Below are 20,407 nucleotides of genomic sequence, written 5' to 3' on the forward strand. Positions count from 1 at the left end.
ACCAATGCCATCCGGAGTGAGGATTTTTCGTGCATGTTTTCAGGGCTGGTGCCGGCAGAGGGACTTGAACCCCCGACCTTCGGTTTACAAAACCGCTGCTCTACCAACTGAGCTATGCCGGCATGACGCGGGATTTAGCCCAAGGCGCGCGCCAGTGCAATCGCGGATCGTGCGCAATTCGGCCTATGCGCAGCGCGCAGGCTAATCCCGAGCGAAATGATGCACGAAATTGGCCAGAACCCGGCCAGAAGCTTCGGTGCGGATATCGGCGCAAGCCGCCGTCAATTCTGCCGCGCGCTCTGGCGCGAAATACCCTTTGTTCTTGTAAACGGCGATGCGCAGGGCGAAATTTGCGCCATCAGCCTCGGGGTGGAACTGAGTGGCATAGATGCGGTCGCCATAGCGCAACATCTGGATCGGGCAGCACTCGCCTTCCAGCAGATGCACAGCGCCATGCGGCAGCGCATCCAGCGCTTCTTTATGGCCGACCAGCGCGGTAATCTGGTCGGGCAGCCCGTTCAACAGCGGATCATGCGCCGCTTCCGGGCGACGGCGGCAAATGATCGCGCCGACATCTTCGCCGTGGTGGTCCTGCGACACAGGCGCGCCAAGAAAGCGGCCCAGAATGCCAATCCCGTAGCAACAGCCCAGAAAGGCGGTGCCACTTTCGGCAATGCGCGGCATCAGCGACAGGATCTGCGCTTCGATCCGCGCTTCCATCGGGGTTTTCGCCTCTGGCGGGTCGCTGACACAGCCCGGCCCACCCCCAACGATGACACCGCTGAAAGCGCTTAGGTCCAGCCCATCGGGCAAGGTTTCGCGGTCCAGCCGGATGCGCCGCGTGGCATGATCTGTCAGCCCAGAACGGCGCAGAATAGCGGCATATTCATCATCTGCAACTTCAGCTTCGGGGCGCAACTGTATGACAAGAAACGGTTTCATCTACCCCCTCCAGAAGCGCGGGAAGAACAGAACCAAGACGGCCAGAACCTCTAGGCGGCCCAGATACATGCCCAGAATCATCAGCCATTTTGAAATGGTCGGGAATTGGTCCACCGCCCCGGTTGGCCCCACCTCTGGCCCGAAGGCCGGGCCGATATTGCAAATCGCGGTCCAGGCTGCGGTCAGCGCGGTGCGGGTGTCCAGCCCGGTCAGGGCCAGTGCTGCGGTCAAGGCCGCGAAAATGGCGGCAAAGGCCGTGAACATCACGATCACCGAAGAGACCACGTCTTCTTCCAGCCGCTTGCCACCCAATCGCAGGGCAACCACCTGATGGGGGCTGCCAAGCTGGCGCATCCGCAGCTTGATCGCCTCGAACAGAACGAGGAAGCGGAACACCTTGATGGAACACCCGGTAGAGGCCGTGCAGGCCCCGATAAACCCCACCAGCATGACAACCATCAACGGAAAATCGCCCCAGGCTGACACATCCTCGCTGCCGTAACCGGTGCCGGTAAACAAGGTGACAACGTTGAACAATGTGCCGCGCAGAATGTCGTGAAAGCTGCCGTCTTGCGTGGCAAGACGGTAGGCCACGATCACGCCCACCGCATAAGCGATCCAGCGCAGAAAGGCGCGCACCTGCACGTCTTGCAACAAAGCCTTGGGTTGGCCGCCCATAAGCTGAATCAGCCGGATGAAGGGCAGGCCCGACAACACCATGAACACCACCGCGACATATTCCAGCGGTCCCGTATAGATCGCAAAGGATTGGTCCGTGGTCGAAAACCCGCCCGTGGCGGCTGTGGTCAAGCCGTGGTTCAGCGCGTCGAACCCCGACATGCCGAAGGCCATGAAAGCGATGATCGCGGCCAGTGTCAGCGCCAGATAGACCTGCAACAGTGCCAGCGAGATGTCATAGACCCGCGGCATGACCTTGCCCAAGGTGTCAAACCCCTCGGATTGGAAATGCTGCATGCCACCCACGCGCAGCACCGGCAGGAACACCAGCGCCACCACCACAATGCCAAGCCCGCCCAGCCATTGCAGGATCGAACGCCACAACAGCACCCCGCGCGGCATGTCATCCAGCCCCACGAAAACCGTGGTCCCGGTGGTGGTCATGCCTGACAGCGCCTCGAAATAGGCATCGGTCCAGCTTGCGCCGGGCGCACCCAACATGAAGGGCAGCGCGGCAAAGGCTGGCAGCACCAGCCACAGGCTGCTGGCCAACAGGAAGGATTGCCGCCGCCCCAGACCGTCACGCAGCGCATTGCGGGTCGCCCCGGCAAGCCCACCGCCTACGAAAGCCGTGGCAAAGCCCGATAGCGCGAAACTGCGCCAGTTCGGGTCATCCCGGCTTAGATCCATCGCCATCGGCAACAGCATAAGTGCGCCCAGCGTCAGGGCCAGCATACCAATAAGGTAAATGACGGGGCGAGGATCCAACATAAGGCGCAGCCTTTGCCGGGGCGCGCGCCGGTGTCAAGCGCACAAACGGGAATGGTGGGTTAACGCCACATCTGCACGTCGCCGCCTTCCAGCCGGTTGCGCCCCGTCGCGCGCAGGTTTGCCAATGGGTTGCCGAACCCGTCAGTCAGGACCAGTTCGCTGCCGCGCAAACTCCAACGGGTAACGCCGAACAGTTCCTGAAAACAGCCTTGGTTCGTTACCATTGCCGGGGCCGATGCATTCGCGGGCGCGCGCAGCACCATGCGGCATTGGCGGTTGTTGGGGCTGGTCACATTCCATGTGCCGGCATAATCGGCGGCGGTATTCTTGGTGGCCTGCCCGCCACCCGCAAGGGCTGCCAGAAAGCCGCCCGCATTCACCCCCACGGAGGTGCTGGTCGTTTCGGTCCGGGTGGTGTTGCCTTCGACCGTGGTGGTGGTCCGGGTGCTGCTTTCGGACAGGCTGGCGGCATTGGCCGCAGGGGCCGGCATGATATCGCGCTGTGCAGGCGCCGCGGCCGGAGATGTGGATTGCGGCGCGCCTTCGATATCGCAGGCAGCAAGGGCAATCATCGCAGATGCGAGAAACAGGAACTGCTTTGTCATGATCGTCTTTCAAGGCTGATGTGTGCACCTTGGTTCATAGCACAAACTGCACGCGCGCGAAGATAGTTAACCGCAGGGGACGGGCCAAAAAATAGCGCGGTGAACCACCGCGCCATATCGCTTCATCCCGCTTCGGACCGCTTAGCCAACGTGGAACAGGCTGGCAAACAGGCGCGGGTCCAGACTGTCGGCATCGAACGTCTCTCCGCGTGTCAGAACGCTGACCGCATCGTGGCTGTGCAGGCTTTCCTGATGGCTGGCCAGCACGCGGAAATCGCCGATGCGCGGGTCCGCATCCAGTTGCGCGCAAAAGCTGCGCGCGGCATCTTCCACGAAAATCGGGTTGGCCGCGTTCAACTCTGCAAAAGCCTGTTCATCCTCGCGCTTGACCATGACTTGGGTTTCCGTGGGCACGGCGGCGCGACACAGGTCGATCAGGTCTTCAAACCACAGTTTGTTGCCGGGCAGCACCTGCACCGACACCCGCGCGACAGAGCGTTGCGAATGTGGCGTGGCCAATTGCCCCCGCGTGGCGCGCGCATGTTCGCTCAGTTCCAGCGAACAGGGGCAGGTCGAGGAATAGACATAATCCAGATGCATGAAGGTCTGCCGCACGCCCGCGCGGTCCACCACTTCCATGGCGATGTCGTAATATTGGTAGCCTTGCAGGCCCGAACGCAGGCTTTCCACCTTCACCGGGAAGCTGAAGCGCATCATGATCCGCGCGTCGAAACTGTCCAGATCGGCCTTGTAATCATCCAGCGCCGCGCGCACCACATCGGCACTGAACGTGCGCTCTGCATGGCCGTAGAAGCTGCGCATGATGCGCGACATGTTAATGCCTTTCTTCTCGGCCTCCAAGCTGACCGACCCGGTGACAGAGGTTTCCAGCATCAAATCGCCATTGTCGCGCGTGTGGTAGCGGATGGGCAGGCGGAAATTGGAAATGCCGACATGCTGGATCGGGGCCTTAGCGCCCACGATCAGGCTGGCGGGGCCGTTCTGCAAATCGGGCAAGCCCGCCTTGTAATCGGCATCGGCGCGAAAGCCTTGCGGGTAATCGCGGTTCAAATCCGGATAGGTCAAGGCCGGCAGCAGGCTAGTTGCCGCGGCTTCGACACGCGCGCGCGCATCATCCGCCGCGCCATCCGCAAAGCGGCGCAAGGTTTCCAGCGCCGCTTGCGCCTCTGCTTCCGAGGGGGTCTGCTCTAGGCCGGGGACATGCACGTTCATCAGGGATGGTCCTTCCTGTCTGTCGGACCCAAAGGTAAGCGCTCTATCCGGCTTTTCCACTTTTTTCACGGCACATACCCCGCGCAACGCGACTCTCTGGGGTCAAATCGCGCCAAGCGCCCCGCGCAGGTCCGCGATCAGGTCGACCGTGTCCTCCAACCCCACAGAGAGACGGACCAAACCGGGGGTAATGCCCAAAAGCGCCTTTTGGTCATCGGGCAGGCGTTGATGCGTGGTGGTCGCGGGGTGCGTGGCAATCGTGCGCGCGTCGCCCAAATTGTTGGAAATCACCGCCACGCGCAGCGCGTTCAGCGCGCGAAAGGCTGCCGCCTGCCCGCCTGCGACCTCGAAGGACAGCACGGTGCCGAACCCGGACATCTGCGCCGCCGCGATGGCGTGTTGCGGGTGCTCGGGCAGACCGGGATAGATTACACGCGCCAGCCGGGCATCGCCCTGCAACGCGGTCGCAATCGCCTGTGCGCTGGCCGCTTGCGCGCGCACCCGCAAATCCATCGTGACCATGCCATTCAGCATGATCCACGCGTTGAAAGGCGACAGCGCCCCGCCGGTATGTTTCAGATAGGGCTCTACCGTGCCGCGAATGAAATCGCGCGTGCCGCAGATAACCCCGCCAAGCGCGCGGCCCTGCCCGTCTATGTGCTTGGTGGCCGAATAGATCACCACATCCGCGCCCAATTCCACCGCGCGGCTGAACACGGGCGTGGCAAAGACATTGTCCACCACAACCGTCGCCCCTACCGCATGGGCCAGCTTGGCCACGCCAGCTAGGTCAATCACTTCCAACGTGGGGTTGGACACAGATTCGAGGAACACCGCCTTGGTGCCGTCGCGGATCGCGCTGCGCCAGGCGTCCAGATCGGTGCCGTCAACCAGCGTCACTTCTACCCCGTAGCGCGCCAGCACGTTTTCCAGCACATACAGGCACGACCCGAACAGTGCCCGCGCTGCGACCACATGGTCGCCCGCGCGCAGCATCGCCATCAGCGCACCCGACACGGCGGCCATTCCGGATGCCGTGGCGAAAGCGTCCTCTGTCCCTTCGATTGCGGCAATGCGTTCTTCAAAGGCGGCAACGGTCGGGTTGCCGTAGCGCGCATAGATAAACTCATCCGGCCCGGTGCCCAAGAACCGCGCCTCTGCGGCCTCTGCCGTGGGGTAGACGAAGCCTTGCGTCATGTAGATCGCTTCGGCCACCTCGCCATATTGGCTGCGGCGCGCGCCTTGATGCACAAGTTTGGTGCGTGTGTTCCAACTGTCGGTCATAGTCGTCCTTACTGGGCCAGTCGGCCACGAAAAAACCCCGACCCTGAAGCAGGCCGGGGGTGCACCCAGACCTCTTTAGCGGATGGATTAACGTGGCCCGCAATCGGGTAACAAATCGCCACGGCGCGGCCGATGCCACACATGCGCCTGATTATAGCCCCCCGCACTGCGCGTCAACACGCCACGCGGGGGCGGCTTGGTCAGTCCATCGCTTCCAATTCGTCAATAAAGCCTGCGATCATGCTCAGGCCCTTGTCCCAGAACGCGGGGTCAGACGCATCCAACCCAAAGGGGGCCAACAAATCCTTGTGGTGCTTGGACCCGCCTGCCGCCAGCATTTCGAAATACTTGTCCTGAAAGCCTTCGGGCTGTTCTTCGTAAACCGCATAAAGCGCGTTCACCAAGCCGTCGCCAAAGGCATAGGCATAAACGTAAAACGGCGAATGCACGAAATGCGGGATATAGGACCAGAAGGTTTCATACCCTTCCATATAGGTAAAGACCGGCCCAAGGCTTTCAGCCTGCACGCTCATCCACAGCGCGTTGATGTCGTCGGGCGTCAACTCGCCGCTGCGGCGCGCCTCATGCAGCTTGCATTCGAAATCGTAGAACGCGATCTGGCGCACGACGGTGTTGATCATATCCTCGACCTTGCCCGCCAGCAGCGTTTTGCGTTCCTCGGGGCTAGACGCCTTGGCCAGCATCCGGCGGAAGGTCAGCATTTCGCCGAACACAGAGGCGGTTTCGGCCAATGTCAGGGGGGTAGATGACAACAGCTCGCCCTGCCCTGCCGCAAGGCGCTGGTGCACACCATGACCCAGTTCATGCGCCAGTGTCATCACATCGCGCGGCTTGCCAAGATAGTTCAGCATCACGAACGGATGCGCATCTGTCACGGTCGGATGCGCGAAGGCACCGGGTGCCTTGCCGGGCGTTACGGCCGCGTCAATCCAGCCCTTGTCGAAAAAGGGCGCGGCCAGATCCGCCAGTTTCGGCGAGAACCCTGCATAGGCATCCAGCACCATGTTTTGCGCTTCTGGCCAAGCGATGGTGCGCGCCGCTTCGGTGGGCAAGGGCGCGTTGCGGTCCCAGACTTCCAACTGTTCCAAGCCCAGCCATTTGGCCTTCAGCGCGTAATAGCGGTGCGACAGCTTTGGATAGGCGGCCACGACCGCATCGCGCAACGCTTGCACCACTTCGGGTTCGACATGGTTCGACAAGTGGCGAGCATGCTGCGGACTGGGCATCTTGCGCCAGCGGTCCTCTATTTCTTTTTCCTTGGCCAGCGTGTTGTGAACGCGGGCGAACAGGCGGATATTGGCCCCGAACACCTCTGCCAGCGCGCGTGCCCCCGCCTCGCGGCGGTCGCGGTTGCGGTCGGTCAGCAGGTTGAGCGTGGATTCCAGCCCAAGCGGTTCGTCCTCTCCGGCGACCGGAAATTCCAGCCCCGCCATGGTTTCGTCAAACAGCCGGTTCCACGCGGCGGACCCGACGGTGGATTGGTCATGCAGAAATTTCTCCAACTCGTCCGACAGTTGGTGCGGGCGCATGGCGCGCATCCGCTCGAACACGGGCTTGTAACGGGCAAGCTCGGCATTGGCATGGAGCGTGGCGTCGAAATCCGCATCGGGAATGCGGTTCAACTCCAGCGAGAAGAACACAAGCGGCGTGGTCGCATTGGTCACGCGGTCCTGCGCGTCGGACATGTCCTTTGCGCGCGCGGGATCCACCGTGTTCTGGTAATAGCGCAAACCGAAATAGGACATCAGCCGCCCGGCGACCTGTTCGATCCGTTCGTAGCGCACCACGCAGCCCAACAACGCGGCGGCATCCAGCCCGGCCAGCTTGCCTTCGTAATCGGTGGCAAAATCCGCGCATTCCTGTTCCAGCCAGTCGAAATCGCGCGCGATTTCGGGCGCGTCCTCTGACGTATAAAGACTGGAAAAATCCCAGACCGGCAGATCGCCCAGATCGCCGCTGCCCTTGGGGCGATCAATGTCGAATACGGGGGAAGCAGCACGCGTGCGCGGGGTCAGTGACATGAGAAACTCCAATCGTTTCTTCAGACTTAGGCCCTGAGATGCGTCGCTGCAAGCCGCAGCGCTCTGCGCGTTGGTTAACATGCGGCAAAGCGGGCGTGTTTTTTGGCAACACAGGAAAACGTCAAAGCGGCCCGGGGCGAAATCTGTCGACTTTTCACGCCAAGACTGTAGACCGCGCGCGTGTCCTGTAACCTGCACGCGTGTCCTGTAACCTGCACGCGTGTCCTGTAACCTGCACGCGTGTCCTGTAACTGATGGAGGCCCCGATGAGCGATGCACCGAATGACGGCTTTCGCGACGACGAGGATGGCCTTGATCTGGAACGCGGCGACCTGACACAGGTTCTGAAGGCGGTCGAGGCACAAGACGCGCAGCGTGTGTTCGAGTTGTTCGACCCGCTGCACCCGGCCGATATTGCCGATATTCTGGAACAGATCGGGGCAGAGACTCGCCGCGCGCTGGTGCATCTATATGGCACCGAATTCGACGGCGATATCCTGTCGGAACTGGACGAGAATATCCGCGACGAGGTGGTGGGCTACCTGCGCCCCGAAGTGCTGGCCGAAGCCGTGCGCGACATGGATTCGGACGATGTGGTCGACCTGCTGGAAGATCTGGACGAATCGCAGCACAGCGCGATCCTTGATGCGCTGGAAGCGCCCGACCGCGACGCCGCGCGCCAAGCGCTCAGCTACCCGGAATATTCCGCCGGGCGCTTGATGCAGCGCGAATTCGTCGCCGTGCCAGAGGATTGGACGGTGGGCCAGACGATTGACATGATGCGCACCGCCGAGGACTTGCCCGACCAGTTCTACCACGTGTTCCTTGTCACGCCCCAAAACCTGCCGACCGGCTATGTCACGCTGGGGCGGCTGCTGTCCTCCAAGCGCGAGACGGCCCTGCTGTCGATCCTCGAAGACAGTTTCCGCAGCTTCGATCTGGACGAGGAAGAAGGCGATGTCGCCTATGCATTCAACCAGTATCACCTGATTTCGGCCCCCGTGGTCGATACCGATGGCCGCTTGGTCGGTGTCATCACCATCGATGATGCGATGGCGGTGCTGGATGAAGAACATGAAGAAGACATGCTGCGCATGGCCGGTGCCGGTGAAGGCAGCCTGTCGGACGGGGTGATTGAAACCACATGGCAGCGTTTGCCATGGCTGGGGGTAAACCTGTTGACCGCGATCATCGCTTCTTTGGTCATCGCCATATTCGAGACGACCATCGAAACGCTGGTCGCACTTGCCGTGCTGATGCCGATCGTCGCCTCTATGGGGGGAAATGCGGGCACGCAATCCATGGCGGTGGCGGTGCGCGGGCTTGCCACGCGCGACCTGACCGGTGCCAATGTCTGGCGGGTGATCCGCCGCGAAACCGTTGTCGGGTTTTTGAACGGCATGATCTTCGCCGTGGTCATGGGCGCGGTAGGCTATGTGTGGTTCGGGTCGCTGATGCTGGCGGGCGTGATCGCGGCGGCCATGGTCATCAACCTTGTGGTGGCGGGGCTGTCGGGCATTGGCCTGCCCGCGCTGCTGGACCGTCTGGGCGTGGACCCGGCGCTGGCTTCGGGCACGTTCGTGACCACCGTGACCGATGTGGTGGGCTTTTTCGCCTTCCTTGGGCTGGCCACGATCTTGCTTTTGTAGCCGTCAGTCCATCTCGCGGAAGGGCCAAGGTTTCGCGTTGGTCGCGCCCACCATGTAGCGCGCGGCTTTGGCCACCCATGCGCCCACCATGCAGCCCAGATCGGCCAGCCGCGCATTGGGCTGGCGCGTGTCGATCAGGACGATCACGAACTGGATGACCGCCAGCAGGATCAGTACGGACTGCGCGAAGCTGAGCATCACACCGATAATGACCATATAGACCAGCCGCAGGCCCAAAGGCTCTGTCAGCTTGTCGAGCGGCGCAGTATCGCGGTCGTCATCGACATCTTGCATGGGGCGCGCTCCCTGTTGCGGATGCGCGCAGTTTACCCGACCTTAAGGACGTTGCAACACAAGTTGCGTTACGTCGCAGGTGCCGCCGCGAAATGCCGCCGCGCAGGATGTCAGGTAGTAATCCCACATCCGCTTGAAGCGCGCATCATAGCCCATGGCCGAAATCTCATCCCAAGCCTGCGAGAAACTATCATGCCAGCGGCGCAGGGTTTCGGAATAGCTTTGCCCGAAATCATGCGTGGTGACATAGGTCAGCCCCGCGCTTTCGGCCACGCGCCGCACCGGGGTCGGCGCGCCCAGCATCCCACCGGGGAAAATGTGTTTCTGGATGAAATCGACATTGCGGCGATAGGCCGGAAAACGCGCATCACCCACCATGATGATCTGGATCACCGCCTGCGCACCGGGGCGCAGCCGGTCGCGCACGGCCTTGAAATAGGTGGGCCAATAGCGTTCGCCCACCGCCTCGAACATCTCGATAGAGGCGATGCCGTCGAATTCCCCGCGCGTGTCGCGGTAATCCTGCATGCGGATATCGACTTGCCCGGACAGGCCCAGCCGGTCCATGCGTGCGACCGCGAAATCATGCTGCGCTTGGGAAATCGTCAGCCCCGTCACGCGCAAGCCCCGCTTGGCGGCGGCATATTCGGCAAAGCCGCCCCAACCGCAGCCGATCTCTAGCACATGATCGCCCGGCTTCACGTTCATCCGGTCCACCATGGCGGCATATTTCGCTTCCTGCGCCGCTTCCAGGCTTTCCTGCCCGGTGGTGAACAGGCCAGAGGAATAGGTCATGCTTTCATCCAGCCACAGGCTGTAGAAATCATTGCCCAGATCGTAGTGATGCGAGATATTCTTGCGCGCCTGCGCCTTGTGGTTGCGCCGCAGCCAATGGCGGAAGCGTTCCACAAAGCGGATCGCCTTCATCGGCAAGACTTCGTCATAAAGCGCCGGGTTGTCATCGGCCAACAGGTCCATCAGGGCTTGCAGGTCGGGCGTGGTCCAGCCGCCGTCAAGGTAAGCATCGGAAAAGCCCAGATCGCCCTCGCGGATCATGCGGCCAAACAGGTCCGGATCATGCACATGAATTTCCGCGACATAGCCGGAGTGTTTGCCTTGCAGACGGAACACGCGCCCATCGGGCAGATGCACGTCCAGCCGCCCCTTGTTCAGCTTTTGCCCGATGGAATAAGCGGCGGCAAAATACCTTGGCAGGTCATGCTGCCCGTCCAAGGAGGTCAGTATCTCACCCATCGGGCGCGATGGAAATGCGATGTCAGCCATGCGCCAAGTCTTCCTGTTTCTGTTTCTCTCGGTGGTCGTGATAGGCGGCAAGCGCGCGCTCGCGGCCCGTTTTCAGATCGATGATGGGTATGGGACGTGTGTCGCTCGGCGAAAGTTTCCATGCGCGCGGACAGGCTTTGTAAAAATCAAGCGCGGTTTGGGGCGGCGTGCGGCTGGCCTCGGCCAGCCACATCTTGCGATAGCCCGCGTTCGGGTCGAATTTCTGCGCCTGCGTGTCGGGGTTGAAAATGCGGAAATACGGGGCGGCATCGGGGCCAGAGCCTGCCACCCATTGCCACCCCATCGCATTGGCCGCCGGGTCCCAATCCACCAAGCAATCGGCGAACCAGTCGCGCCCCAGCCGCCAATCGACCAGCAGGTGCTTGGTCAGAAAACTGGCCACCAGCATTCGAGCGCGGTTGTGCATGCGCCCGGTGACATACAATTCGCGCATGGCGGCATCGACCACCTCTATGCCCGTGCGGCCCTGCCGCCAAGCTTGCACCGCGTCCCCCTCGCCCTGCCATGGGAAGCCGTCCCAATCCGGGCGCCAGTTTTCAGATTCCAGCCGGGGTGTGTGATAGATCAGATGATACGCGAATTCGCGCCAGACAAGTTCTTTCAGGAAATCTTCGGCCTGCGCCTGCCCGTCCTGCAAGGCGCGCCAGCCTGCGTGCCAGATGGTGCGCGGCGAAATCTCGCCATAGGTCAGGTTTTCCGACAGGCCCGAACAGGCATCCATGTCCAGCCGGTCGCGGTCGGATTTGTAGCGCGCGACGCGATGCGCCAGAAACGCGCCCAACCGCCCATGCGCGGCCGCTTCGCCCACATGGATGTGTTGGGCCACCACATCCGCGCCGCGATCCATGGCGCGGCCCATCTGCCAATCGTCCAGCCGGTCGCTGGCGGGCCAGACATCTGGCGCAGCAATGCGGGCGGGCGCGGACACAGGCGCAGGCACTTCGCGGTCGCGCACGGCACGCCACATTGGCGTATAGACCTTGTAGAACCCGCCATCCTTGGTGGCCACGTCCCATGGTTCGAACAGCAGATGACCGGGATGGCTTTGCACCTCTAGCCCATCGGCCTTCAGCGCCGCTTTCACCGCTGTGTCCCGAGCAATCTGGCCGGGCGCGTAGCCGCGCGTCCACAAAACCGAACGCGCGCCGGTTTCTACAACCAGCGCGCGCAACACATCCAAGGCCGCGCCGCGGCGCAAGATCAGCCGCGACCCTTTTTCGGTCAGCTCTTGCGCAAAATGCTTCAGCGCCAGGCCCAGCCGCCATTTGGGTGCCGCGCCAAGCCCTGCCACCTCGTCATCATGGATGAAGACGGGGATGACCGGGCGGCCCGATTGGCACGCAGCAAACAGTGCAGGATGATCGCTTAGCCGCAAATCGCGGCGCAACCATAGGATAATCGGGGGCGTTTCGTTCACATCTGTCCCTGTCGCAGCCTTACAACACCTCATCTAGGGCCGCGCGCAGGCGGTCAAGGTCCGAGACGCATGTGTAATGCACGAAAGACAGCCGCAACACCCCATGGGCGGGATCAACCCCTTGGCCCTGCAACGCGCGGTTGGCATAAAAGCTGCCGCCACCGGCCATAATGCCATGCCCCGCCAGCGCGCGCGCCAGATCGGTACCGGGGCGCGCATGGACCAATGCGACGGTCGGCGCGCGGCGGTCGGCATGGGCAGGCCCCAGCAAGCGCAGATCATTGCGCGCGCGCAGATCATCCAGCAGCGGTTGCAACAAGGCGGTTTCATGCGCGCGCATCAGGTCATGCACGGCGGCCATGCGCGCGGCGGGCGCGGCTTGGGACGGGCCGAAATGATGGGCATGCAGCGCATCAATATAATCCGCCATGCCCGCGCAAGCCGCGATCTGCGCATGGTCGGGGCCAGCGGGGGTGAAGCGCTTATAGGGCGTATCGGCGTTGAAATAATGCGCCTGATTGGGCAGCCACTCGGCCAATTCGGGCGACAGCACCATCAGCCCCTGATGCGGGCCATAGGTTTTATAAGCCGAAAACAGGTAGATATCGGCGCCCAGCGCGCCCAGATCGGGCAAGCCATGCGGCGCATAAGACACGCCATCCACTGCCGACCAGATACCATGCGCACGCAGATCGGCGCAGATCTCGGCCACGGGGTTCACCTCTCCCACCACGTTAGAGCAATGCGGGAAAGCCACCAGCTTCACCCGGTCATCCACCAGCGCCCAAAGTGCCGCGGGGTCCAGATGCCCGGTGTCACGGTCGATCTGCCATTCGCGGATTTCAACCCCGCGCGCGGCCAGCCGCCGCCATGGGCCGGTATTGGCTTCGTGGTCTTGGTTGGTGACGATGATCGCATCGCCCTGCCCCAGCCTTTCACCGAACGCTTGCGCCAGAACATAGGTATTCGCGCCGGTCGATGGGCCGAAGCTTAGTTGCTCTGTCGCCACGCCCATGAGTGCTGCCAGACGCGCGCGGGCCTCGTCCATCTCTGCGCCCGCTAGCTGTGACGCGCGGTAAGCGCCATAGGGCTGCACCTTGCGGCTATTATAAAACCGCGTCAGCCGGTCAACGACGGGCTGGCAAGTATAAGACCCGCCCGCATTTTCAAAGAACACCTGCCCTTGCAATTCTGGATCGGCCAAGGCCGGGAATTGCGCGCGCACGAAATCGGTATCAAGCTGGGTCATGTCCCCTCCGGTTTTTGGGAACAGTGCAACGGGGGCATGGGAAAAGACAAGCGCCGCTAGCTGGTCCCCAAGATGATCGCAACATAGCTGCGCGTCTCATCAAAGGGCGGGATGCCGCCATGGTCATCCACCGCGCCGGGGCCGGCATTATAGGCCGCAAGCGCCAGCCGCCACGATCCGAAACGCTCATACATCATGCGCAGGTAGCGCGCGCCGCCTTGCAGGTTTTGCGCGGGATCATTCGGGTCCACCCCCAGCAGGCGCGCGGTGTCTGGCATAAGCTGCGCCAGACCAATCGCCCCTTTGTGCGACAGGGCCGCCGGGTTCCAGCGGCTTTCTTGGTGCACAAGGCGCAAGAACAGGTCTTCGGGCACGTTCTGAGCACGGGCCGCCGCGCGCGCCAGTTGCACATATTCACCCGCCTGCGGCCCGTCATAGCGCGGGATCGCGGCTTCGGCGGCGTCTTTATCCTTGTGGTTGGGCAGCAACCGAACAGAGGTCGAATACTGTTCAGACAAACGCCCGTCGATGACACGGCTGGCCCGCTTGACCCGGTCGAGGGGCGAGGCCGCCATGTTGCCGCTGGAGGACAGGCTAAGCCCTTGCGCATAGGCCCCAGAGCACATCGCCCAAAGCGCCAGTGACCAAATCGTCAAAACCCGCATCATCCACCCCGGTTGGCACTGCACGTATATAGCAACAAAGCGCGGGCAAGAAAACCGCTTGCGCCTGTGCACCCTATCTTTACGATATGGCCCAAACATGGTGCCAGACATGGCGCAAACAGATGAGGACGAAATCACATGGCAGGCTCGGTCAACAAGGTCATTCTGGTGGGCAATCTGGGGCGCGACCCGGAAGTGCGCAGCTTCCAGAATGGCGGCAAGGTGTGCAACCTGCGCATTGCCACGTCGGAACAGTGGCGTGACAAGGCCACGGGTGAAAAGCGCGAACGGACCGAATGGCACTCGGTCGCCATTTTCAACGAAGGTCTGGTGCGCATTGCAGAGCAATATCTGCGCAAGGGCTCGACCGTTTATATCGAAGGCCAGTTGGAAACCCGCAAATGGCAGGACCAATCGGGTGCCGATCGCTACACGACCGAAGTGGTGCTGCGCCCCTACAGAGGCGAGATGACGCTTCTGGGCGGGCGCGGCGATGGGGGCGGCGCGTCGGGTGGCGGCAGCTATAACCGCGATTCCGGCTATGGCGACAGCCGCGGCGATGCTGGCGGTAGTGCGGGCTATGGCGGCCCCTCTGGCCCGTCCGATATGGATGACGAAATTCCCTTCTAACCGAAAGCCCGCCACGCGCGGGCTTTTTGCTGCAATGGTGCGCAAATCGGCGGACAGGCGGTGCGACGGCGCATGGTTGCGCTAACTTCACGACCTCGCGCGCGAACTTCATTGTTTTGCCACAAACGGCGGATTAACCCCGTTTCAGAAACAAACCGGACAGGAGCAGCCCATATGCGCGCAACCCGCATCGTTCAGAAAATCCTTGCCAATTACGAGGGGGAAACCCCCGGCGTGAAAGCCAACCTGTGCCGCATGCTGATGAATGGCAAACTGGGCGGCACCGGCAAGATGATCATCTTGCCCGTGGACCAAGGGTTCGAACACGGCCCCGCGCGCAGCTTTGCGCCCAACCCGGCAGGCTATGATCCGCATTACCATTACCAACTGGCTATCGACGCAGGGCTGTCCGCCTACGCGGCCCCCCTTGGCCCGCTAGAGGCCGGTGCCGACACTTTCGCAGGCCAGATCCCGACCATTCTGAAGGTCAACAGCGCCAACTCGCTGATGTCGGGCACGGCGGGCAAGAACCAAGCGATCACGGCATCTGTGGATGATGCGCTGCGGCTGGGTTGCTCGGCCATCGGGTTCACCATTTATCCGGGCAGCGATTGCGCGCTGGAGATGTTCGAGGAAATCGTCGAGATGCGCCGCGAAGCTGCCGCCAAGGGGATTGCCAGCGTAATCTGGTCCTATCCGCGCGGCGAAGCTGTCACCAAAGACGGCGAAACCGCCATTGATGTGGCCGCCTATGCCGCGCATATCGCAGCGCTTCTGGGCGCGCATATCATCAAGATCAAGCTGGGCACCGACCACCTGATGCTGCCAGAGGCCAGACAGGTCTACGAAGAGCAACAGATCGACATCGCCACCCAAGCCGCGCGCGTGAAGCATTGCGTGCAATCGTCCCTGAACGGTCGCCGCTTGATCGTATTCTCGGGCGGCGCAGCCAAGGGTGCCGATGCGGTGTTCGACGATGCGCGCGCCATCCGCGACGGTGGCGGTAACGGGTCGATCATCGGGCGCAACAGCTTCCAGCGCTCGCGCGAGGATGCTTTGGAAATGCTGGCCAATCTGGTCGAGATTTACAAGGGCAAGGCCTGAGATTGACGGGGGGCGCGCGCCCCCCTTACTCTGCCGCCATCGCGGGGCGCCGCAAACGCGGCATCGGCCCGCGCGCGGCAAGAATGACAAGTGCCAGCCCGCCAAAGGCCAAAAGCGGCAAGCGTTCATTCAGGAACACCATGCCCAAAAGCACCGAGAAGCCGGGCATCACGAACATGACCAGCGACGCGCGATTAGCGCCGACCTGCCGCACCAACATGTAATTCAGGATCGCGGGTGCCACCGTTGCCAGCACGATCAATGCAGCCAGAATGCCGATCACGCTGCCAGAAGGTTCCACGCTGACGCGTCCATCGACCAATAACGCCAGCGGCCAAGTCGCCACAGCGCCCACCGCGAACATCGCAGCATTCAGCAACAGGGGCGATACCGGCTTGCGCCGCCGGAACCACACATTCCCCGCCGCGTAGCTAAGCGGGGCCAGCAGCGTGAACAGCGTGCCGATGCCCGCTTGTGACAGCGAATTGCCCAGAAATGACGGCCCCGCGATCAGCGCCACACCACCCAACCCAAGCACAATGCGCAAGGTTTGCTCTAGCGTCACCGGCTCGTCGCGCAGAAAGACGGCGGCCAGCGCCAACGTGAAAATGGGCATGGTCGCGTAAAGCAGCCCGCCCATGCCGGACGGGATATATTGCAACCCCACCGCCAGCGTCACGAACGGCGTGGCGATCACCAGAATACCGCCGACCAGCGCGGTCACCACCGCTTCGCCCCCATTCCAGCCGGGTTTGCCGATCAGCCCCGCCACGATCAGCAGCAAGGGCAACCCGAAAGCCGCGCGCAACGCGCCCAGCGTCAGTGGCGGGAAATGCTGCACCGCCAGCGCAATCAGAAACGGCGCCGCCCCGAAGGACGCCGCCGTCAGCACCAATAGGGCTGTTCCCTGAAGTTCAGAGCGTTGCATTCACCGCCCCGCCATCGAGCAGCAGGTTCTGCCCCACGATGAAGCCTGCGTGCTGCGAACACAGGAACGCGCAGGCAGCGCCGAATTCGGCGGCGGTGCCATAGCGTCCGGCGGGAATGGTCGCTTCGCGCTTGGTGCGGGCCTCGGCCACGCTGATGCCTTCGGCTTTGGCCACCCCGCCGTCCAGCGCGGTCGCGCGGTCGGTGTCATGAATGCCGGGCAGCAGGTTGTTGATGACAACACCCTTTCCCGCCACCTGCCGCGAGGTGCCCGCAACATAGCCGGTCAGGCCGGCGCGCGCGGAATTCGACAGGCCCAGAACCGGGATCGGCGATTTCACAGATTGCGAAGTGATGTTGACCACCCGCCCCCAGCCCCGCGCCATCATGCCCGGCACCAGCGCCTTTATCAGCGCGATGGGGGTCAGCATGTTGGCGTCAAGCGCCTTGATGAAATCCTCGCGCTCCCAGTCAGTCCACAGACCCGGCGGCGGGCCGCCCGCATTGTTGACAAGAATGTCGACCTCGCCCGCTGCTTTCAGCACATCGGCGCGGCCCGCTTCCGAGGTTATATCGGCCGCAACGGTCACAACATCCACCCCGTAGGCCGCGCGAATGGCGGCGGCGGTTTCTTCCAGCGCCTCTGCCCCGCGCGCATTCATCACCAGATGCACGCCTTCGGCGGCCAGCGCCTCGGCACAGCCGCGCCCGAGGCCCTTCGAGCTTGCGCATACCAAGGCGCGTTTGCCGGCGATTCCCAGATCCATTCCGATACTCCCGTTTCTTCACCTGTGCAGAAGTAACACTCGCACGCGGCGGGGAAAAGCTGCGAAGGGGCCCGCGCCTGTCGCTGGCAGACAAATTCGTGTCGCTGGGGTTGCATGTCCCCCCATGCGGCATGTTAGCGTTGTCAAACAAGCTTAACATAAGAAACAAGCATGGAGGGACCATGTATCGGAAAGTCATCTTTCCGGTCGATCTGTCACATATCGACCAACTGACCAAGGCGCTTGCAACCGCTGCGGACCTTGCAAAGCACTACGGCGCAGAGATCTGCTATGTCGGCGTGACCGGCGCCGCCCCCGCGCCCGGCGCGCACAACCCCGAAGAATATGCCAAGAAACTGGCGAATTTCGCCGCCGAACAGGCTGCGGCACATGGTGTAAGCGTGTCCTCAAAGGCGTGCATCAGCCCTGACCCAAGCATTGACACCGACAAGACCCTGCTTGCGGCCATCACCGAGCTTGGCGGCGATCTGGTCGTGATGCAGACCCATGCGCCCAGCGCGCTGGATTACATCTGGGCCGGGCATGGCGACACAATCGCGGCCCATAGCGACGTATCCGTATTCCTCGTGCGCTGAACGCCCCTGCACCGTGCTGCCGCCCCATGCGGCCAAGAATGGAGACATTGAATGTCACAAGAAGACACTGACATCGAAGCAATCCCGCAGCCCGAAGGGGCATCCGAGGTCATCGAAACCGATTACGAGATCGGCCAAGACAACATTACCCCCAAGATCGGCCCGTTCGGGCTGGATATTCACAACCCCGTCTTTGCCATTTCCGGCATTGTCGTGGTGGCCTTCGTCATCCTGACGTTGATGTTTCAGGATTCGGTCGGGCCTGCTTTTGGCGCGATGCGGGGTTTCCTGACCTCGACCTTTGACTGGTTTTTCCTGTCAGCGGCGAATGTCTTTGTCATCGTTTGCCTTGGTATCCTTGTTTCGCCCTTGGGCAAGGTGCGCATTGGCGGGGTCGATGCGACACCCGATTACAGCTATCTGGGCTGGTTCGCGATGCTGTTCGCCGCGGGTATGGGCATTGGCCTGATGTTCTTTGGCGTGCTGGAACCGGTTTACTATTTCGGCACCCCTTGGGGCGACAACCCGCTGGGCGGCAGCCTTGGCATTGTCGACGGGCAATTGGCAGACCCCGAAACGGTCGAAGCCGCGCGCCGTCTGGCCATGGCCTCGACCATCTACCACTGGGGCCTGCACCCTTGGGCGATCTATGCCATCGTGGCGCTGTCGCTGGCCTTGTTCGCCTATAACAAGGGTCTGCCATTGACCGTGCGCTCAATCTTCTACCCGATCTTTGGCGAACGGATCTGGGGCTGGCCGGGCCATATCATCGACATTCTGGCAGTGTTTGCGACCATCTTCGGCCTGTCCACCTCTTTGGGTCTTGGGGCACAACAAGCCTCGGCCGGTCTGGGCTTCGTGCTGAACATGCCCGATCTTGGCACCAGCATCACCACGTCCCTTGTGCTGATTGCGGTCATCACCGGGATGGCGCTTATCTCGGTGCTGCGCGGTCTGGATGGCGGCGTGAAGGTGCTGTCCGAAATCAACATGGGCCTTGCGCTGCTGCTGATGTTATTCGTGCTGCTGGTCGGCCCGACGCTGGTGCTGCTTGGCAATCTGTTTGGCAATATCGGTGCCTATTTCAGCGAAGTCGTGGCGCTGTCGAACCCGGTGGGCCGCGAGGATGACGGCTTCCGCCAAGGCTGGACCGCGTTCTACTGGGCGTGGTGGATCAGCTGGTCGCCCTTCGTCGGCATGTTCATCGCCCGCGTCAGCCGGGGCCGAACGGTGCGCGAATTCATCACCTGCGTGTTGCTGATCCCGACGCTTGCCTCTGCAATCTGGATGACCACTTTCGGCGGCACCGCGATCCAGCAACTGATCGAGAACGCCTCGGACGCGGCGGTCTTTGGCTACGTGATCGATTCCTATGTGCCGGAACTGTCGCTGTTCGGGATGCTGTCGGAACTGCCGCTGGCGGGCATCACATCGGTGCTGGCGATCATCCTTGTGATCGTGTTCTTCGTGACCTCGTCCGATTCCGGGTCGCTGGTGATCGACACGATCACAGCGGGCGGCAAGATCAATGCGCCGGTCAGCCAGCGCGTGTTCTGGGTGATCTTCGAAGGGCTGGTCGCGGCATCCTTGCTGCTGGGCGGCGGCTTGGTGGCGTTGCAAGCGGCTTCTGTTTCGACAGGTCTGCCCTTTGCGATCGTGCTGCTTCTTGCCTGTTACGCGCTGATCCGCGGGCTGATGTCCGAACCGCGCTAACACAAGACACAACACATGGAACGGGGCCCCAAGCGGGCCCCGTTTTGCATGTGACGTTGCGTTACCTGACCCAAGGTCGCACTTGCTCGACGCCTCTGCCCCGCGCTGTCATACACCCTGCTTTGATGGGAGGAGAGACATCATGCGCCGCACTGCTTTGACACTGGCCGCCCTGGCCCTGACCGCCGCACCCGCACTGGCCGACCCCAGCCACGGGCTGTGGAAAACCCAACCCGATGACAATGGCAATTTCGGCCATGTCCAGATGCAGACCTGTTCCAATGGCCGCATCTGCGGCGGGCTGGTCGCGGCCTTCGGGCCGAATGGGCAGCCCGTGCCGTCCGACAATATTGGCCGCGCGATTGTCTGGGACATGGTGCCCGGCACCAATGGCCGCTACGCGGACGGCAAGGTCTATGCCCCGGACCGTGACAAAACCTATTCCGCGAAAATGGACCTGCGCGGCGACCGTCTTGGCGTATCAGGATGCGTGTTTGGCATCTGCCGCGAATCCGTCTGGACGCGCGCGCGCTGAA

Annotated in this window: 19 protein-coding genes, 1 tRNA gene and 1 riboswitch; of the genes, 6 read left to right on the top strand and 14 right to left on the bottom strand. The window is 62.3% G+C overall.

The window, feature by feature from the left end; genetic code table 11:
- Positions 1 to 46: 46 nt before the first annotated feature.
- From AWT76_RS09510 to AWT76_RS09540, 7 genes are all read right to left on the bottom strand, one after another.
- Positions 47 to 122 (bottom strand) — tRNA-Thr (locus AWT76_RS09510).
- A gap of 79 nt (positions 123 to 201) precedes the next feature.
- Complete coding sequence (locus AWT76_RS09515; protein ID WP_072246141.1) at positions 202 to 942, bottom strand: glutamine amidotransferase; 741 nt, start codon at positions 940 to 942, stop codon at positions 202 to 204.
- Entirely contained in the window at positions 943 to 2,391 is a 1,449-nt protein-coding gene (locus AWT76_RS09520; protein WP_072246142.1) for a TrkH family potassium uptake protein, read from the bottom strand. It abuts the gene before it with no gap.
- 59 nt (positions 2,392 to 2,450) lie between these two features.
- A complete protein-coding gene (locus AWT76_RS09525) occupies positions 2,451 to 2,996 on the bottom strand; it encodes an AprI/Inh family metalloprotease inhibitor (RefSeq protein ID WP_072246143.1) in 546 nt (181 codons plus the stop codon).
- A gap of 141 nt (positions 2,997 to 3,137) precedes the next feature.
- Positions 3,138 to 4,229 carry a GTP cyclohydrolase FolE2 gene (gene folE2, locus AWT76_RS09530; RefSeq protein ID WP_072246144.1) on the bottom strand — a complete coding sequence of 364 codons (1,092 nt, stop codon included), beginning with the start codon at positions 4,227 to 4,229 and terminating at the stop codon, positions 3,138 to 3,140.
- A gap of 102 nt (positions 4,230 to 4,331) precedes the next feature.
- Positions 4,332 to 5,513, bottom strand: coding sequence for an O-succinylhomoserine sulfhydrylase (gene metZ / locus AWT76_RS09535; protein WP_072246145.1), 1,182 nt, complete (start codon positions 5,511 to 5,513; stop codon positions 4,332 to 4,334).
- Positions 5,514 to 5,567: 54 nt separating this feature from the next.
- A riboswitch (SAM riboswitch) is annotated at positions 5,568 to 5,645 on the bottom strand.
- A gap of 68 nt (positions 5,646 to 5,713) precedes the next feature.
- Entirely contained in the window at positions 5,714 to 7,555 is a 1,842-nt protein-coding gene (locus AWT76_RS09540; RefSeq protein ID WP_072246146.1) for a M3 family oligoendopeptidase, read from the bottom strand.
- Positions 7,556 to 7,821: 266 nt separating this feature from the next.
- Here AWT76_RS09540 and mgtE point away from each other — a divergent pair, with 266 nt between their 5' ends.
- A complete protein-coding gene (gene mgtE, locus AWT76_RS09545; RefSeq protein WP_072246147.1) occupies positions 7,822 to 9,204 on the top strand; it encodes a magnesium transporter in 1,383 nt (460 codons plus the stop codon).
- A gap of 3 nt (positions 9,205 to 9,207) precedes the next feature.
- Here the strand turns inward: mgtE and AWT76_RS09550 are convergent, their stop codons facing one another.
- From AWT76_RS09550 to AWT76_RS09570, 5 genes are read right to left on the bottom strand one after another with little or no spacing between them, the layout of a single operon-like run.
- A complete protein-coding gene (locus AWT76_RS09550; protein ID WP_072246148.1) occupies positions 9,208 to 9,498 on the bottom strand; it encodes a DUF4389 domain-containing protein in 291 nt (96 codons plus the stop codon).
- A gap of 42 nt (positions 9,499 to 9,540) precedes the next feature.
- Positions 9,541 to 10,782: an SAM-dependent methyltransferase gene (locus AWT76_RS09555; protein ID WP_245638801.1), complete on the bottom strand. Its 1,242-nt coding sequence runs from the start codon at positions 10,780 to 10,782 to the stop codon at positions 9,541 to 9,543.
- Positions 10,775 to 12,220: a cryptochrome/photolyase family protein gene (locus AWT76_RS09560; protein ID WP_245638802.1), complete on the bottom strand. Its 1,446-nt coding sequence runs from the start codon at positions 12,218 to 12,220 to the stop codon at positions 10,775 to 10,777. The genes AWT76_RS09555 and AWT76_RS09560 overlap by 8 nt, the downstream gene beginning before the upstream one ends.
- Before the next feature lie 19 nt (positions 12,221 to 12,239).
- Entirely contained in the window at positions 12,240 to 13,469 is a 1,230-nt protein-coding gene (locus tag AWT76_RS09565) for an aminotransferase class V-fold PLP-dependent enzyme (RefSeq protein WP_072246150.1), read from the bottom strand.
- Between the two features lie 56 nt (positions 13,470 to 13,525).
- Positions 13,526 to 14,134 carry a lytic transglycosylase domain-containing protein gene (locus AWT76_RS09570; RefSeq protein WP_072247622.1) on the bottom strand — a complete coding sequence of 203 codons (609 nt, stop codon included), beginning with the start codon at positions 14,132 to 14,134 and terminating at the stop codon, positions 13,526 to 13,528.
- A gap of 138 nt (positions 14,135 to 14,272) precedes the next feature.
- Here AWT76_RS09570 and ssb point away from each other — a divergent pair, with 138 nt between their 5' ends.
- On the top strand, positions 14,273 to 14,764 hold the full coding sequence (ssb, locus tag AWT76_RS09575) for a single-stranded DNA-binding protein (protein WP_072246151.1): 492 nt from the start codon (positions 14,273 to 14,275) through the stop codon (positions 14,762 to 14,764).
- Between the two features lie 174 nt (positions 14,765 to 14,938).
- Entirely contained in the window at positions 14,939 to 15,868 is a 930-nt protein-coding gene (locus tag AWT76_RS09580; RefSeq protein ID WP_072246152.1) for a class I fructose-bisphosphate aldolase, read from the top strand.
- Positions 15,869 to 15,893: 25 nt separating this feature from the next.
- Here AWT76_RS09580 and AWT76_RS09585 read toward each other — a convergent pair whose 3' ends face one another.
- Positions 15,894 to 16,796 (bottom strand): DMT family transporter, encoded by a 903-nt coding sequence (locus AWT76_RS09585; protein ID WP_072246153.1) that lies wholly within the window; start codon positions 16,794 to 16,796, stop codon positions 15,894 to 15,896.
- Positions 16,783 to 17,562, bottom strand: a complete 780-nt coding sequence (locus AWT76_RS09590) for an SDR family oxidoreductase (protein WP_072246154.1) — start codon at positions 17,560 to 17,562, stop codon at positions 16,783 to 16,785. The genes AWT76_RS09585 and AWT76_RS09590 overlap by 14 nt, the downstream gene beginning before the upstream one ends.
- Before the next feature lie 182 nt (positions 17,563 to 17,744).
- On the opposite strand from AWT76_RS09590, the gene AWT76_RS09595 reads away from it, so the two are divergent.
- The 3 genes from AWT76_RS09595 (at position 17,745) to AWT76_RS09605 (ending at position 20,406) form a co-directional block, all read left to right on the top strand.
- Positions 17,745 to 18,158, top strand: a complete 414-nt coding sequence (locus AWT76_RS09595) for a universal stress protein (RefSeq protein WP_072246155.1) — start codon at positions 17,745 to 17,747, stop codon at positions 18,156 to 18,158.
- A gap of 51 nt (positions 18,159 to 18,209) precedes the next feature.
- Positions 18,210 to 19,871, top strand: a complete 1,662-nt coding sequence (locus tag AWT76_RS09600) for a BCCT family transporter (RefSeq protein WP_072246156.1) — start codon at positions 18,210 to 18,212, stop codon at positions 19,869 to 19,871.
- Between the two features lie 142 nt (positions 19,872 to 20,013).
- A complete protein-coding gene (locus tag AWT76_RS09605) occupies positions 20,014 to 20,406 on the top strand; it encodes a DUF2147 domain-containing protein (RefSeq protein ID WP_072246157.1) in 393 nt (130 codons plus the stop codon).
- Position 20,407 lies beyond the last annotated feature (1 nt).

Source organism: Roseibaca calidilacus (assembly GCF_001517585.1).
Taxonomy (GTDB): Bacteria; Pseudomonadota; Alphaproteobacteria; order Rhodobacterales; family Rhodobacteraceae; genus Roseinatronobacter; species Roseinatronobacter calidilacus.